Origin of the sequence: Kitasatospora sp. NPDC092039, assembly GCF_044756065.1 — a bacterium.
In the GTDB taxonomy this organism is placed as follows: Bacteria; Actinomycetota; Actinomycetes; order Streptomycetales; family Streptomycetaceae; genus Kitasatospora.
This window is the reverse complement of record NZ_JBIVSD010000022.1, coordinates 97,223-111,735: the sequence shown is the minus strand read 5'-3', so window position 1 is coordinate 111,735 and position 14,513 is coordinate 97,223. Positions and strand designations below refer to the sequence as shown.

General features: G+C 75.3%; 10 protein-coding genes. 7 read left to right on the top strand and 3 right to left on the bottom strand.

The window, feature by feature from the left end; translation table 11 throughout:
* The first annotated feature begins 67 nt into the window (after positions 1-67).
* The 3 genes from ACIQI7_RS33125 (at position 68) to pcrA (ending at position 4,892) form a co-directional block, all read left to right on the top strand.
* Entirely contained in the window at positions 68-1,525 is a 1,458-nt protein-coding gene (locus ACIQI7_RS33125) for a PspC domain-containing protein (protein ID WP_401117262.1), read from the top strand.
* Positions 1,518-2,195 (top strand): response regulator transcription factor, encoded by a 678-nt coding sequence (locus tag ACIQI7_RS33120; RefSeq protein ID WP_097237526.1) that lies wholly within the window; start codon positions 1,518-1,520, stop codon positions 2,193-2,195. The genes ACIQI7_RS33125 and ACIQI7_RS33120 overlap by 8 nt, the downstream gene beginning before the upstream one ends.
* Before the next feature lie 87 nt (positions 2,196-2,282).
* Positions 2,283-4,892 (top strand): DNA helicase PcrA, encoded by a 2,610-nt coding sequence (gene pcrA, locus ACIQI7_RS33115; protein WP_401117259.1) that lies wholly within the window; start codon positions 2,283-2,285, stop codon positions 4,890-4,892.
* A gap of 34 nt (positions 4,893-4,926) precedes the next feature.
* Here the strand turns inward: pcrA and ACIQI7_RS33110 are convergent, their stop codons facing one another.
* Complete coding sequence (locus ACIQI7_RS33110; RefSeq protein WP_401117257.1) at positions 4,927-5,730, bottom strand: M23 family metallopeptidase; 804 nt, start codon at positions 5,728-5,730, stop codon at positions 4,927-4,929.
* A gap of 322 nt (positions 5,731-6,052) precedes the next feature.
* On the opposite strand from ACIQI7_RS33110, the gene ACIQI7_RS33105 reads away from it, so the two are divergent.
* On the top strand, positions 6,053-6,457 hold the full coding sequence (locus ACIQI7_RS33105) for a cobalamin B12-binding domain-containing protein (RefSeq protein WP_049660544.1): 405 nt from the start codon (positions 6,053-6,055) through the stop codon (positions 6,455-6,457).
* A 90-nt stretch (positions 6,458-6,547) separates the two neighbouring features.
* On the opposite strand, the gene ACIQI7_RS33100 is transcribed toward ACIQI7_RS33105, so the two are convergent.
* A complete protein-coding gene (locus tag ACIQI7_RS33100) occupies positions 6,548-8,131 on the bottom strand; it encodes a DUF5691 domain-containing protein (protein ID WP_401117255.1) in 1,584 nt (527 codons plus the stop codon).
* 11 nt (positions 8,132-8,142) lie between these two features.
* Positions 8,143-9,441, bottom strand: a complete 1,299-nt coding sequence (locus ACIQI7_RS33095; protein ID WP_401117253.1) for an SWIM zinc finger family protein — start codon at positions 9,439-9,441, stop codon at positions 8,143-8,145.
* Positions 9,442-9,631: 190 nt separating this feature from the next.
* On the opposite strand from ACIQI7_RS33095, the gene ACIQI7_RS33090 reads away from it, so the two are divergent.
* The 3 genes from ACIQI7_RS33090 to ACIQI7_RS33080 all read left to right on the top strand — a co-directional run bounded on the left by ACIQI7_RS33090 (position 9,632) and on the right by ACIQI7_RS33080 (position 14,421).
* The gene (locus ACIQI7_RS33090) at positions 9,632-10,717 is read left to right on the top strand and encodes an AAA family ATPase (RefSeq protein ID WP_401117251.1); all 1,086 of its coding nucleotides are present in this window, start codon (positions 9,632-9,634) and stop codon (positions 10,715-10,717) included.
* 73 nt (positions 10,718-10,790) lie between these two features.
* Entirely contained in the window at positions 10,791-13,142 is a 2,352-nt protein-coding gene (locus ACIQI7_RS33085) for a DUF5682 family protein (RefSeq protein WP_401117249.1), read from the top strand.
* A gap of 112 nt (positions 13,143-13,254) precedes the next feature.
* Entirely contained in the window at positions 13,255-14,421 is a 1,167-nt protein-coding gene (locus ACIQI7_RS33080) for a VWA domain-containing protein (protein ID WP_401117247.1), read from the top strand.
* Positions 14,422-14,513 lie beyond the last annotated feature (92 nt).

The window sequence follows — 14,513 nt, the reverse complement described above, 5'->3', positions numbered from 1 at the left end:
GTCCCTGATACGGGATGGGGACACACCCTGATGCGCCCGCGGGCGCCCGCGTGGAACCATCGGTGGCGTGGCAGCCCCCGGTACCGATCCCCGATCCATCGCCCCCGACACCGCGCCGTCGGCCGGCGCCGACCCGAGCACGCCCGACGGCGGGCGGCCGCCCTACCGGCGGCTCTACCGCAGCCCGCAGGGGCGGATGCTGGGCGGCGTCGCGCACGGCCTGGCGGTGCACCTCGGGCTGCCGGTGCGATGGGTGCGGCTGGCCTTCGTCGTGCTGTTCTTCGCCCAGGGGATCGGCGCGCTGCTGTACGCCGCGTTCTGGTTCGTGGTGCCGATCGGCATCGGCGAGCCCTCGCAGCGCGGCGGCGCCCAGTGGGTGTACCTCAACGGGGTGTTCGTCCCGGCGACGCCCGGGCTCCAGGGCGGCCTGCTGAGCAAGGGCGGCGAGAGCGGCGGCTGGGTGGGCCGGATGCGCCGGCTGCTCCAGCACACCCTCCAGGGCGAGCCGGTGGCCGCGCCCGCCGAGGGCGAGGAGGCGACCGGCAAGGGCGGGCAGGGCGGCATCGGCCAGCTCGCCGCCCTGGTGATGACGGTGATCGGCCTGATCGCCCTGCTCAACGTGCTCGGCTGGCAGACCGCCAAGCCGTACACCTGGCCGCTGCTGGCGATCGGCGTCGGCGTGGCGCTGGTCTGGCGGCAGGCCGACGACTCGCGCTGGCAGCGCTGGTTCGGCATCGAGGAGGGCGAGAAGCGGCGCGGCGCCTACACCAGGGTCGGCGCGGGCGTGCTGCTCGCGGTGGCCGGCACCATCGCGCTGCTCGCCATGCAGGGCAGCGGCTCCACGCTCGGCTCGGTGATCGAGGCCTCGCTCGCGGTGCTGGCCGGCGTGCTGGTGCTGCTCGGCCCGTACGGCCTGCGGCTCTGGCAGGACCTCGGGGCCGAGCGCACCGCCCGCATCCGCGCCCAGGAGCGGGCCGAGATCGCCGCCCACATCCACGACTCCGTGCTGCACACCCTGACCCTGATCCAGCGCCGGGCCGAGGACCCCAAGGAGGTGCTGCGGCTGGCCCGCTCGCAGGAGCGCGAGCTGCGGCTGTGGCTGTACCGCCCGGAGGCCGCCGCCGAGGCCGCGCCGGACACCATGGCGGAGACCCTGCGGGCCGCCGTCGCCGAGGTCGAGGACCGGCACGGCGTCCAGGTCGAGCTGGTGATCGTCGGCGACTGCCCGATGGACGAGGGGATCGCGGCGCAGATGCAGGCCGCGAGGGAGGCGACCGTCAACGCGGCCAAGTACGGTGGCGGGGGACCGGTCCAGGTCTACGCCGAGGTCGAGGGGAGGACGGTGTCGGTGTTCGTGCGCGACCACGGCCCCGGCTTCGATCCCGACACGGTGCCCGAGGACCGGATGGGCGTACGGGAGTCGATCATCGGCCGGATGAAGCGCAACGGCGGCACCGCTCGGGTGCGGCCGGCTGCGGGCGGCGGCACCGAGGTCGAGCTGGAGATGGAGAGAACTGATGACTGAGGCAGCTCCGGAGCGTACTGCGCGGGTCGTGCTGGTCGACGACCACCGGATGTTCCGGACGGGGGTCAGGGCCGAGATCGGCCGCACCGAGGTGACCGGCATCGACGTGGTCGGCGAGGCCGACGACGTGGACTCGGCGGTCCGCGTGGTCGCCGAGACCAGGCCGGACGTGGTGCTGCTCGACGTCCACTTGCCGGGCGGCGGCGGCGTCGAGGTGCTGCGCCGCTCGGCCGGGCTGATGGGCGAGCAGGGAGGGGTGAAGTTCCTGGCGCTGTCGGTGTCGGACGCCGCCGAGGACGTCATCGGCGTCATCCGCGGCGGCGCGCGCGGCTACGTCACCAAGACCATCACCGGCACCGACCTGGTGAACGCGGTGTTCCGGATCGCCGACGGCGACGCGGTGTTCTCGCCCCGGCTGGCCGGCTTCGTGCTGGACGCCTTCGCCGCCACCGACACCCCGCCGGTGGACGAGGACCTGGACCGCCTCACCCAGCGCGAGCGCGAGGTGCTGCGCCTGATCGCCCGCGGCTACGCCTACAAGGAGATCGCCAAGCAGCTCTTCATCTCGGTGAAGACCGTCGAGAGCCACGTCTCCGCCGTCCTGCGCAAGCTCCAGCTGAGCAACCGCCACGAGCTGACCCGCTGGGCCACCGCCCGCCGCCTGGTCTGAGCCCGCGCCCGCGGTCCGGGCCCGTCCGCCCCGGGATCTCCCGGGGCGGACGGGCTTGTCGGTGGGTGGCCATAGACTCGATGTGCCATGAGTAGCCTCTTTGACGACCTTCCGCTCCCCGGTTTCGAGGCACCCGCCGCCGGGTCGAAGCAGCCCGCCGCTCCCGCCGACGAGGAGCCCCCGCCGTACGAGGAGGAGGTCCCGTACGACGCGTACGAGGAGGCCATCCCGGACGGGCTGTTCCACACCGACCACGCCGCCGAGGCGGAGCGGGACGCCTGGTACCGCAACGGCGCCGCCCGTACGGTGATCGATCCGGCGCAGCTGCTGGAGGGGATGAACGACCCGCAGCGGGAGGCGGTGCTGCACGCGGGCTCGCCGCTGCTGATCGTGGCCGGCGCCGGCTCCGGCAAGACCCGGGTGCTGACCCACCGGATCGCCTACCTGCTGGGCGCCCGCGGGGTGCAGCCGGGGGAGGTCCTGGCGATCACCTTCACCAACAAGGCGGCCGGCGAGATGCGCGAGCGCGTCGAGGCGCTGGTCGGCCCGCGCGCCCGGGCGATGTGGGTCTCCACCTTCCACAGCGCCTGCGTGCGCATCCTGCGCCGCGAGTCCAAGCAGCTGGGCTTCACCTCCAGCTTCTCGATCTACGACTCGGCCGACTCGCAGCGGCTGATGTCGCTGGTCTGCCGGGACCTCGACCTGGACCCGAAGCAGTTCCCGCCGAAGTCCTTCACGGCGAAGATCAGCAACCTCAAGAACGAGCTGATCGACGAGGAGACCTTCGCCGACCAGGCCGCCAACCCGATGGAGAAGAAGCTCGCCGAGGCGTACGCGCTCTACCAGCGGCGGCTGCGCGAGGCCAACGCGCTGGACTTCGACGACATCATCATGACGACGGTGAACCTGCTGCAGGCCTTCCCCGACGTCGCCGAGCACTACCGGCGCCGGTTCCGGCACATCCTGGTCGACGAGTACCAGGACACCAACCACGCCCAGTACATGCTGGTCCGGGAGCTGAGCGGGGGCTCCGTCGCGGCCGCGCCGAAGCGCACCGCGGACGGGGACTTCGTGAACCCGGCGGCCGGGCGGCTCGCCGAGGTGCCGCCCGCAGAGCTGTGCGTGGTCGGTGACGCGGACCAGTCGATCTACGCCTTCCGCGGCGCGACCATCCGCAACATCCTCCAGTTCGAGGAGGACTACCCGAACGCGACCACGATCCTGCTGGAGCAGAACTACCGCTCCACCCAGACCATCCTGAGCGCCGCCAACGCCGTCATCGAGCGCAACGCCAACCGCCGCGAGAAGAAGCTGTGGACGGCCGGCGAGCACGGCGAGAAGGTCATCGGCTACGTCGCGGACGACGAGCACGGCGAGGCCCAGTTCATCGCCGACGAGATCGACCGGCTCACCGACAAGGGCGAGGCCAAGCCCGGCGACGTCGCGATCTTCTACCGGACCAACGCCCAGTCCCGGGTGTTCGAGGAGGTGTTCATCCGGGTCGGCCTGCCGTACAAGGTGGTCGGCGGGGTGCGCTTCTACGAGCGCAAGGAGGTCCGGGACGTCCTGGCGTACCTGCGGGTGCTCTCCAACCCGGAGGACACCGTGCCGCTGCGCCGGATCCTCAACGTGCCCAAGCGCGGCATCGGCGAGCGGGCCGAGGCGATGATCGACGCGCTGGCCGCGCGGGAGCGGATCTCCTTCGCCCAGGCGCTGGTCCGGGTGGACGAGGCGTACGGGATGGCCGCGCGCTCGGCCAACGCCGTCAAGAAGTTCAACACCCTGATGGCCGGGCTGCGCCAGGTCGTCGAGTCGGGCGCGGGCCCGGCGGCGGTGCTGGAGGCCGTCCTGGAGGAGACCGGCTACCTGGCCGAGCTCCAGGCCTCCACCGACCCGCAGGACGAGACCCGGGTGGAGAACCTCCAGGAGCTGGCCTCCGTCGCCCTGGAGTACGAGCAGGACCCGGGCGAGCGGCCGGACGCCGGGGAGGAGGGCACCCCGCCGGTCGGCTCGCTGGCCGACTTCCTGGAGCGGGTCGCGCTGGTCGCCGACTCGGACCAGATCCCGGACGAGGACGAGGACGGGCAGGGCGTCATCACGATGATGACCCTGCACACCGCCAAGGGCCTGGAGTTCCCGGTGGTCTTCCTGACCGGCATGGAGGACGGGATCTTCCCGCACATGCGGGCGCTCAACCAGGTCAAGGAGCTGGAGGAGGAGCGCCGGCTCGCGTACGTCGGGCTCACCCGGGCCCGCGAGCGGCTGTACCTGACCCGCTCGGTGCTGCGCAGCGCGTGGGGGCAGCCGGCCTACAACCCGGCCTCCCGGTTCCTGGAGGAGATCCCGGAGGCGCTGGTGGAGTGGAAGCGCACCGGGGCGGCGCAGGCGCCGGTCCAGCGCGGCTACTCCTCGGGCTCGTCCTGGGGCAAGTCCTCGTCCGGGGGCGGGAGTTCGCGCTCCTCGTCGTCGGCGTCGCCGAAGGCCGGCTGGGGGCAGTCGGTGCGGCGCGGCGGCCAGGTGGTGGAGCGCGAGGTCGCCTCGCTCGCGGTCGGCGACCGGGTCACCCACGACAGCTTCGGGCTGGGCACGGTGGTGGCGGTCACGGGCGCCGGCGACCGGGCGCAGGCCACCGTCGACTTCGGCACCGAGGGACGCAAGCAGCTGCTGCTGCGCTACGCGCCGGTCGAGAAGCTGTAGGGCCCGGCGGCTCGGCGCGGGGCCGCAGGGCGGCTCAGCGCGGGTCCAGCCCGTGGGAGAGGAACCAGGGCAGCGGGTCGATCGGTCCGCTGCCCTGCGGCCGGATCTCGAAGTGCAGGTGCGGGCCGGTGCTGTTGCCGCTGCTGCCGACGAAGGCGATCACGTCGCCCTGCTTCACCGGGCCCTTGCGGACCTTGTACGCCCGCAGGTGGCAGTACCAGGCCTCGGTGCCGTCGGGCATCCTGAGGATCGTCATGTAGCCGTAGAACGGGTTCCACTGGGTGCGGACGGTGCCGTCGGTCACGGCGTAGACCTCGGAACCGCCGTCCACCGGGAAGTCGATGCCGGTGTGCCGGTTGGCCCAGCGGGTGCCGGCCTCGCCGAACAGTTCGCCGAGGCCGTGCCGGGCGACCGGCATGACCACCTCGGGCCTGACCGGCTCGGGCGCCGGTTCGGCGGTGGGCTGCGTGGTCGGGGCCTCGGTGGGCTGGGCGCCGGCCAGCGGCTGGCGGGCGTCGCCGCGGGAGGCCTGGGCCGGTGCGCCGGCCGCGACCGCCTGAGCGGCGGCCGCCTGTGCGGTCGTGGTGCCCGGGTCGGCCTCCACCGCGGACTGCGGGGCCCGTCCGGCGGCCTGGGCGCGCTGCTGGTCGGCCTCCCCCTGCACGGTGACCGCGGCCGCCGCGGCCACTCCGAGCGCGGCCATCGACGGCAGTGCGACCCGCAGCAGCGCCGTCCGGGTGGCCGCCCTGGCGGCGCCGCGGCGCTGGGCGCGGGACTGTTCGCGGGCGGCGAGGCGCAGCTCCGCGCGGGTCGGACGGGCGGCTGCATCGGGAGCCATCGGGGGCTGCCTCCTCGGTGGGCCTCGGACGTCGTCGGACGAGGGAAAACAGCCGTGACTGTAGCTCCAAGGCCGACGCCCCGGAAAGACCCCCGGATGTCAAGGGGTCGGCCGGGGGGTCTGTGCGGAGGTTGCGGGAAGGACGGGTATACCCGCTGGTAGCAAGGCCTGGAGCTGTGACTTTGCCCTCCTCTTCGGGGACGGCACGGTCAACCGGGCCCGGTGGCGCTAACCTCCCCTCAGGTTGGTTATTGACCGTTAACCGCGCCGGCGGCCCACGAGGCCCGGTCGGATGGTGGACGACGACGTCCAGGAGGCAGTCATGAGTGTGTCGGGGCCGATCCGTGTGGTGGTCGCCAAGCCCGGGCTCGACGGTCACGACCGTGGTGCCAAGGTCATCGCGCGCGCCCTGCGCGACGCCGGTATGGAGGTCATCTACACCGGACTGCACCAGACGCCCGAGCAGGTCGTCGACACCGCGATCCAGGAGGACGCCGACGGCATCGGGCTGTCGATCCTCTCCGGTGCCCACATGACGCTGTGCGCGCGGGTGCTGGAGCTGCTGAAGGAGCGCGACGCGGAGGACATCAAGGTCTTCTGCGGCGGGATCATCCCGGACGAGGACATCGCCGAGCTCAAGGCGCTGGGCGTCGCGGACATCTTCACCCCGGGCACGCCGACCCGGGACGTGGTCGCCTGGGTCGAGTCGAACCTGCGGGCCGGCTGAACCACGGCGCGTCGAGCGGGCCGGCCCTTCCCGGGGCCGGCCCGCTCCGTCGTTCCAGGGGCGTTCCGGGGGCGTGCGGGAGCCGCGGGCTCAGCCCGCCAGCTCCGCGAGCATCGCCGCCCGGAAGCGCAGGGTGCCGGCCAGCCGGGCGAAGGTCTCGGACCAGGCGGAGTCCGGAGCGGCCCCGGCGGCCAGCTCCTCCACCGCGGCGGCCGTCTCCGGGGCGAGCGCGCGCTCCGTCATCCCGAGCACCCCGCTGTGGCTCCACGGGTACGCCCCGGAGGCCGCCGCCCGGGCCAGCGCGGCCACCACGGCGGTGGACAGCGGCGGCGTCCACGGCGTGGCGCAGGCGCCGAGCAGCTGGAAGGCCTCGCCCAGCCCGTGCACCCGGATGAAGGCGGCCGTCCAGACCGCCCGTTCCTCCGGCGGCAGGACGGCCAGCAGCTTGGCCGGGGCGCCGGTGGTGCGCGGCGAGCGGGCCCGCGCACCGCGCTCGGCGACGGGTGCCGGGCCGAGCAGCGCCCGGGCCCAGTCGGCGTCCTGCTGGCGGACGGCGGCCCGCGCCCAGGCCTCCCGCAGGTCGTCGGCCCAGCTGCTGGTGGTCTCGTCGATGCTGTCGCCGACCCGCAGGGCGAGCAGCTGTTCGGGCGTCAGCCCGGTGCTCCGCGGCCACAGCGACAGCGGCGCGGCGGCCACCACCTCGCCGAACCACCAGGCCCGTTCGCCGCGCCCGGTGGGCGACTTGGGCGCGATCCCGTCGCGCTGCATCTGCGCGTCGCACTCGGCGGGCGGGGTGACCAGCAGGTGGGTGCCGGTGTCGGCGAGCCGGACGGCGGCCCGCGCCCGTTCGGCCATCCGGCGGGCCAGCGCCGAGCCGGGCAGGGTGGAGAGCAGCTCGGCGGCGGTGGCCCGGACGTTCTTGCTGCGGTCGCCGAGGGCGGCCTCCAGGAAGGGTTCGTCGGCGGCGGAGAGACCGTCCTGGAGGGCGTCCAGGAAGAGCAGGCGGTCCTCGGCGCGCTCGGTGGACCAGGTGCCGCGCAGCAGCTCCAGGCCGGCCGCCGGGTCGCGGCGGCGCAGCAGCGTGAGGTGGGTGACCCGCTCGGCGAACAGGCCCTCGTGCCAGAGCCGGTCGTCCGTGGGCTGCCGCGGCGGCTCGGCGGTGGCGGTGCGCAGCACGAACCGCCAGTCGGGGTTCCGCTCGGCCAGCCAGCGGCCCAGCGGACCGGCCAACGCCACGGCGTCGGGCCGCAGTTCGCTGCGGGCCCGGGCGGCGTCGAGCAGGCCGGGTACCAGCGCGGCGGGCGGGCGCAGGCCGCGCTCCCGGGCGGTGTCGAGCCACTGCGGCAGCAGCTCGGCCAGGTTGGCCAGGGTGCCGCCGCCGCTGCCGGTCCGGCCCGAGAGCAGGACGGCCAGCCGGCGGGCGGCCGGCTCGGGAAGCTCCGGCCGCGGGTCCTCGGCCGCGGGCGGGCCGGGCGGCTCGGTGGCCGGTACGGGCAGCGCGCCGGCCCGGCGGCGGACGGTGGCCAGCGCGGCCAGCTCCAGCAGGGCGGTGGCCGGATCGCCCTGGTCCACGGCGTCGGCGAACGGCAGGGCGGTGGCCGGGAGCGGGCGGCGGTCGGTGCCGAGCAGGGCGGTGGTGTGCAGCGTCTCCCACGGGTCCTGGGTGATCGTCATGCCGGGTTCTCCTAAGCGTTGGTGAGGCCGACCGGGCGTCGGCCGGCGGCCCAGGCCGTGACCGGGGCGAAGCCCTGGTGGCCGTACTCGCCGAAGGCCGTCAGCGGGCGGCCGGTGGAGACCGCGGCCAGCCGCCACAGCGAGGCCTCCGGGACGGACGAGGTGCGGACCGGCACGGTGTGGTGGCCGTCCGTCAGGAACCAGCCGTCCGGGGCGTGCACCGGGACGACGCCGTCGAGCACGGTCGGGCGGCTCTCCAGCCACGGGTCGTCGGCGACGGCCGTGCCGTAGCCGGCCACCGCCTCGGCGACGGTGAGCCCGGCGGGCGGGTCGGCGGGGCCCGGCTCGGGGGCGCCGTAGCGCTCGCCGAGGGTGGCGCGCAGCGGGTGGGCGCCGGGGTGGTACGCGAGGTCGGCCTCCAGCAGGTGGCCGGTGGGCAGGGCGAGGGCGGGCGCCTGGCCGGTGCGGCCGAAGGAGAGCAGCAGTGCCGGGCGGCCGGTCTTGGCGCCGCGCAGCCAGATCCGGCGGGTGACGAGCCGCTCGTCGGTGGTGTCCCGGCTGCCGAGCACCAGCCAGCGGTCGCGGACGGTGGGGCCGGCCAGCACCTCGGTGGCCTCCAAGGTGTAGCCGACCCGGGTGCGGACGGTGGCGGCCAGCTCGGCCGGCAGCTCGTCCGTCCGGGTGGCGGCGGTGGCGAGCAGGTGCAGCATCGCGTACTCCTCCAGCAGCCGCTCCTGCGGCAGCGCGTCCAGCTCGCGGACCCGGGTGGCCAGGCCGGGGGCCTGCGCGTCGACCATCCGGGCGGCGACCTCCTCCCAGGGCCCGGCGGTGGACTGGTCGGCCAGGCCGTGCCGGACCCGGTCCGCCAGCCGCAGCCGCAGTTCGGCGGCCCCGGCCGCGACCCGGGCGCCGCGCTTCTCCGCCCGGCGCCGGGCCGCCTCCGGGTCGAGCGACTCCTTCGCGCGCTTCTCGGCGCGGTCCCGGCGGGACGTGAGCCACTCGGCCACCCAGTCGGCGGGCTCGCCGGCCGGGACGGCCTGAGGGGTGCCGCTCCACAGCAGGAGGAGCCCGAGCGCGTGCTTGCACGGGAACTTCCGGCTGGGGCAGCTGCACTGGTAGGCGGGCGTGGCGAGCTCGATCGCGGTGCGGTACGGCGTGCGGCCGCTGCCCTTGCACTCGCCCCACAGCACGGTGCCGTCGGTGCCGGTGCCGGACCACGGCGCGGGCGCGGAGAGCTTGCCCGCCGCCTTCTGCGAGGCGGCGTCAGGTGCCAGGGACAGGACGTGTTCGGTGCTCCAGCGTTCCTCCATGCGACCGACCGTAGGCGGCCCCACTGACAGCGGCTGACGGGCCGTCCGGAGCCCCGCCGGGGCGGCGGCGGATGTCAGTGGCTCGGTGCAGGGTGGTTCCCACAGGCCGGGACGCCGACCTGGCTCCCCCCGCGATCACCCTGCCGTCCAGGGCACCCGTGTGCCCGGCGGCCGACCCGAAGGAGCCCCCATGACAGACGTTCTGCGGCAGCACGCCGAGGACGCCTTCGCCGGTGAACTGGCCGCGTTGGCCGCGCAGGACGACCGTCCGCGCCCCGAGCGCTGGAAGCTCTCGCCGTGGGCCGTGGCGACGTACCTGCTCGGCGGCGAACTGCCCGACGGCACCCGGATCACCCCCAAGTACATCGGCCCGCGCCGGGTCGTCGAGGTCGCCGTGACGACCCTGGCGACGGACCGCGCGCTGCTGCTGCTCGGTGTGCCCGGCACCGCGAAGACCTGGGTGTCCGAGCACCTCGCCGCGGCGATCAGCGGCGACTCCACGATGCTGGTGCAGGGCACCGCCGGCACCCCCGAGGAGGCCGTCCGGTACGGCTGGAACTACGCCCAGCTGCTGACCCACGGGCCCAGCCAGGACGCCCTGGTGCCCTCGCCGCTGATGCGGGCGATGGCCGAGGGCAGGATCGCCCGGGTCGAGGAGCTCACCCGAATCCCGGCCGACGTGCAGGACAGCCTGATCACCATCCTGTCCGAGAAGACGCTCCCGATACCGGAGTTGGGCACCGAGACCCAGGCGGTGCGCGGCTTCAACGTGATCGCCACCGCCAACGACCGCGACCGCGGCGTCAACGAGCTGTCCAGCGCGCTGCGCCGCCGCTTCAACACCGTCGTGCTGCCGCTGCCGTCCTCGCTGGACGAGGAGGTCGACATCGTCACCCGCCGGGTCAACCAGCTCGGCCGCTCCCTGGAGCTGCCCGAACTCCCGGGCGGAGCCGAGGAGATCAGGCGGGTGGTCACCGTCTTCCGCGAGCTGCGGGCCGGGATCACGGTGGACGGCCGGACGAAGGTCAAGACCCCGAGCGGCACCCTCTCCACCGCCGAGGCGATCTCGGTGGTGACCAACGGCCTCGCCCTGGCCACCCACTTCGGCGACGGCGTGCTGCGCGCCGGGGACGTGACGGTCGGCATCCTCGGCGCCGTCGTCCGCGACCCGGTGGCGGACCGTGCGGTCTGGCGCGAGTACGTCGAAGGGGTGGTGCGCGAGCGCGACGGCTGGAAGGACTTCTACCGCGCCGCCCGCGAGGTGACGGCATCGTGAGCGGGCGGAGCGTGCGGACCGTCAGGAGGTGCGGGCTGCGCGAAGCGCCCGCCGAACGAAGCGAGGTGGGAGCATGAGCGCCGAGGTCGCCCTCCTCGGCATCCGCCACCACGGCCCCGGCTCGGCCCGGGCGGTGGCCGCCGCGCTGGCGCGGTGGCGGCCGGACGCGGTGCTGATCGAGGGCCCGCCGGAGGCCGACGGCATCGTCCGCCTGGCAGCCGAGAAGGACCTGGTCCCGCCGGTGGCGCTGCTCGCCCACGCGGTGGACGACCCGGCCCGGGCGGCCTTCTGGCCGTACGCCGAGTTCTCCCCGGAGTGGGTGGCGATCCGGCACGCCGTGGAGCACGACCTGCCGGTCCGCTTCATCGACCTGCCCGCCGGGTACGGCTTCGCGCCGGCTCCGGAGGACGCCGCCGCCGAGGGCGCCGGGGAGGACGGCGCCGGGCCGGTCGCCGACCCGCTGGCGCTGCTCGCCGATGCGGCCGGGCACGACGACGCGGAGCGCTGGTGGGAGGACGTGGTCGAGCACCGCGCGCCCGGCGGCGACGCGCTGGCGCCGTTCGCCGCCGTCGCCGAGGCGATGGCCGCGCTGCGCGCCGAGGGCCTCGGCGAGTCCCGCCGGGACCAGCTGCGCGAGGCGTACATGCGCCAGCAGATCCGCGCCGCCCGCCGCGCCGGGCACCAGCGGATCGCCGTGGTCTGCGGGGCCTTCCACGTCCCCGCGCTGGAGACGATGCCCACCGTCGCCCACGACCGGGCGCTGCTCGCCGGGCTGCCGAAGAAGGTGCGCACGGACATCACCTGGGTGCCGTGGACGCACCGCCGGCTCTCCCAGACGACCGGCTACGGCGCGGGCGTGCAGTCGCCCGGCTGGTACCACCACCTGTTCACCACCGACGGGGACCCGGTGCCGCGCTGGCTCACCCGGGCCGCCGAGCTGCTGCGCGCCGAGGACCACCCGGTCTCCTCCGCGCACGTGATCGAGGCGGTCCGGCTCGCCGAGAGCCTGGCCGTGCTGCGCGGCCGCCCGCTCGCCGGGCTGACCGAGACCTTGGACGCCGTGCGCGCGGTGCTCTGCGAGGGCTCCGACGTCGCCCTGGAGCTGGTCCGGGACCGCCTGGTGGTCGGCGACGCGCTCGGCGAGGTCCCGGACGCCGCACCGGCGGTGCCGCTCCAGCGCGACCTGACCCGGCTGCAGCGCTCGCTGCGGCTCAAGCCCGAGGCCGCGCCGAAGGACGTCGACCTCGACCTGCGCAAGGACACCGACGCGGCCCGCTCCCGGCTGCTGCACCGGCTGCGGCTGCTGGGCGTGGACTGGGGCGTGCCCGCGCGCTCCTCGGTGAACTCGACCGGGACGTTCCGGGAGAGCTGGCGGCTCTGCTGGCAGCCCGAGTTCGCGGTGCGGATCGCCGAGGCCGCCCAGTGGGGCACCACGGTCGAGGAGGCGGCGGCCAACAAGGCCGTCGGCACCGCGCGCGCCGCCGAGGAGCTCGCCGAGCTGACCGGCCTGGTGGAGACCTGCCTGCTGGCCGGGCTGTCCGGCGCGCTGCCCGCGGTGATGCGGGTGCTCGCCGACTGCGCGGCCCTGGACACCGACGTCGCCCACCTCGCCGGCGCGCTGCCGGCGCTGGTCCGCGCGCTGCGCTACGGCGACGTGCGCGGCACCGACCACGGCGCGCTCGCCGAGGCCGCCTCGGGCCTGGCCGAGCGGATCTGCGTCGGGCTGCCGCCCGCCTGCGTCGGCCTGGACGCGGACAGCGCGGCGGCGATGCGCGGCCGCCTCGACGAGGTGCACGGCGCGATCGGCCTGCTGGCCGCCGGTCCCGCCACCGAGACCACCACCGCCGACCCCGACCCCGGCACCGCGCCCGACCCCGACGGCCTGGCCGGCCTGGCCGACCGCTGGGCCGCCGCCCTGGGCTCGCTGGCCCGCCGCGAACCGGCCGGCGGACCGGCCACCGGCGCCCCCGGGCTGCTGCGCGGCCGGGCCGTACGGCTGCTGCTGGACGACGGCCGGCTCGACTCCGAGGAGGCGGGACGACGGCTCCGGCTGGTGCTCTCCGTCGCCAGCGCCCCGGCGGACGCGGCCGGTTGGGTCGAGGGCTTCCTGACCGGCGGCGGCGCCCTGCTGCTGCACGACCCGAGGCTGCTCGCCCTGCTGGACGAGTGGCTGACCGGAGTGAGCGGCGAGGTCTTCACCGACGTGCTGCCGCTGCTGCGCCGCACCTTTGCCGGGCTGGAGGCGGGCGTGCGCACCACCATCGGCGGCCGGGTCGCGGCCGGCCCGCTCGGCGAGCCCCCGGCCGCCCGGTCCGAGGCCGGTGAACTGGACCGGGCCCGCGCCGACGCCGCCGTCCCGGTGGTGGCCCTGCTGCTCGGCATCCGGCCGAGGATCCCCCGGCAGGCCGCCGGCCGCGACACCTGACACCCGGCACCCGGCACCCGGCACCCGGCACCGCCGCAGTGACACCCCGCCGCGGCCCGCACCGCACCGAACGCCTGCCCCGCCGCAGGACCCGCTGAAGGAGGAGGACGAGATGGCAGCGCCCACGACCGACGAACGGCTGCGCCGCTGGCGGCTGGTGCTCGGCGGCGAGGCCGACGGCACCGGCTGCACCCTGCGCGGCCGTGACGCCGCGATGGACGGCGCCCTCGCCGCGCTCTACCGCGGCGCCCCCGACGAGGGCGCCCGGCCCGGCCGCGGCGGCCGCCGCAGCGCCGGGCTGGGCGGCTCGGCCCCGCAGGTGGCCCGCTGGCTGGGCGACATCCGCGAGTACTTCCCGTCCACCGTCGTGCAGCTGATGCAGCAGGACGCGATCAGCCGGCTCGGCCTGGACCGGCTGCTGCTGGAGCCGGAGATGCTGGAGGCCGTCGAGCCGGACGTGCACCTGGTCGGCACCCTGCTCTCGCTCAAGCACGCGCTGCCCGAGACCACCCGGGAGACCGCCCGGGCGGTGGTCGGCAAGGTGGTCGCGGACCTGGAGCGCCGGCTCGCCGACCGCACCCGGGCCACCCTCGGCGGCGCCCTCGACCGCAGCGCCAAGGTCAACCGTCCCCGCCACCGCGACATCGACTGGGACCGCACCATCCGGGCCAACCTGAAGAACTACCTGCCCGAGCACGGCACCGTCGTCCCGGAGCGGCTGGTCGGCTACGCCCGCGCCCAGCGCGCGGTGAAGAAGGACGTCATCCTCTGCATCGACCAGTCCGGCTCGATGGCGCCCTCGGTCGTCCACTCGGCGGTGTTCGGCGCGGTGCTCGCCTCGATGCGCACCCTGGACACCCGGCTGGTCGTCTTCGACACCTCGGTGGTCGACCTCACCGAACAGCTCACCGACCCGGTCGACGTCCTGTTCGCCACCCAGCTCGGCGGCGGCACCGACATCAACCGCGCGCTCGCCTACTGCCAGTCGAAGATCACCCGGCCGTCCGAGACCGTCGTGGTGCTGATCAGCGACCTGTACGAGGGCGGCATCCGGGACGGCATGCTCAAGCGGGTCGCCGCGATGAAGGCGGCCGGCGTCCAGTTCATCGCCCTGCTCGCGCTCTCCGACGAGGGGGCCCCGGCGTACGACCACGCGCACGCCGCCGCCCTGGCCTCGCTCGGCGCGCCGGCCTTCGCCTGCACCCCGGACGCGTTCCCGGAGATCATGGCCGCGGCCATCGAGAAGCGCCCGATCCCGGTCCCGCCGCAGGGCGGGTGAGGCGTTCACCCGAACGCGTCAATCCGCTCGATCGGTGGACCGGCCGCCGACCCCGTCCCGCCGGGCATTCTGTGACGGTTCTCACCCATGCC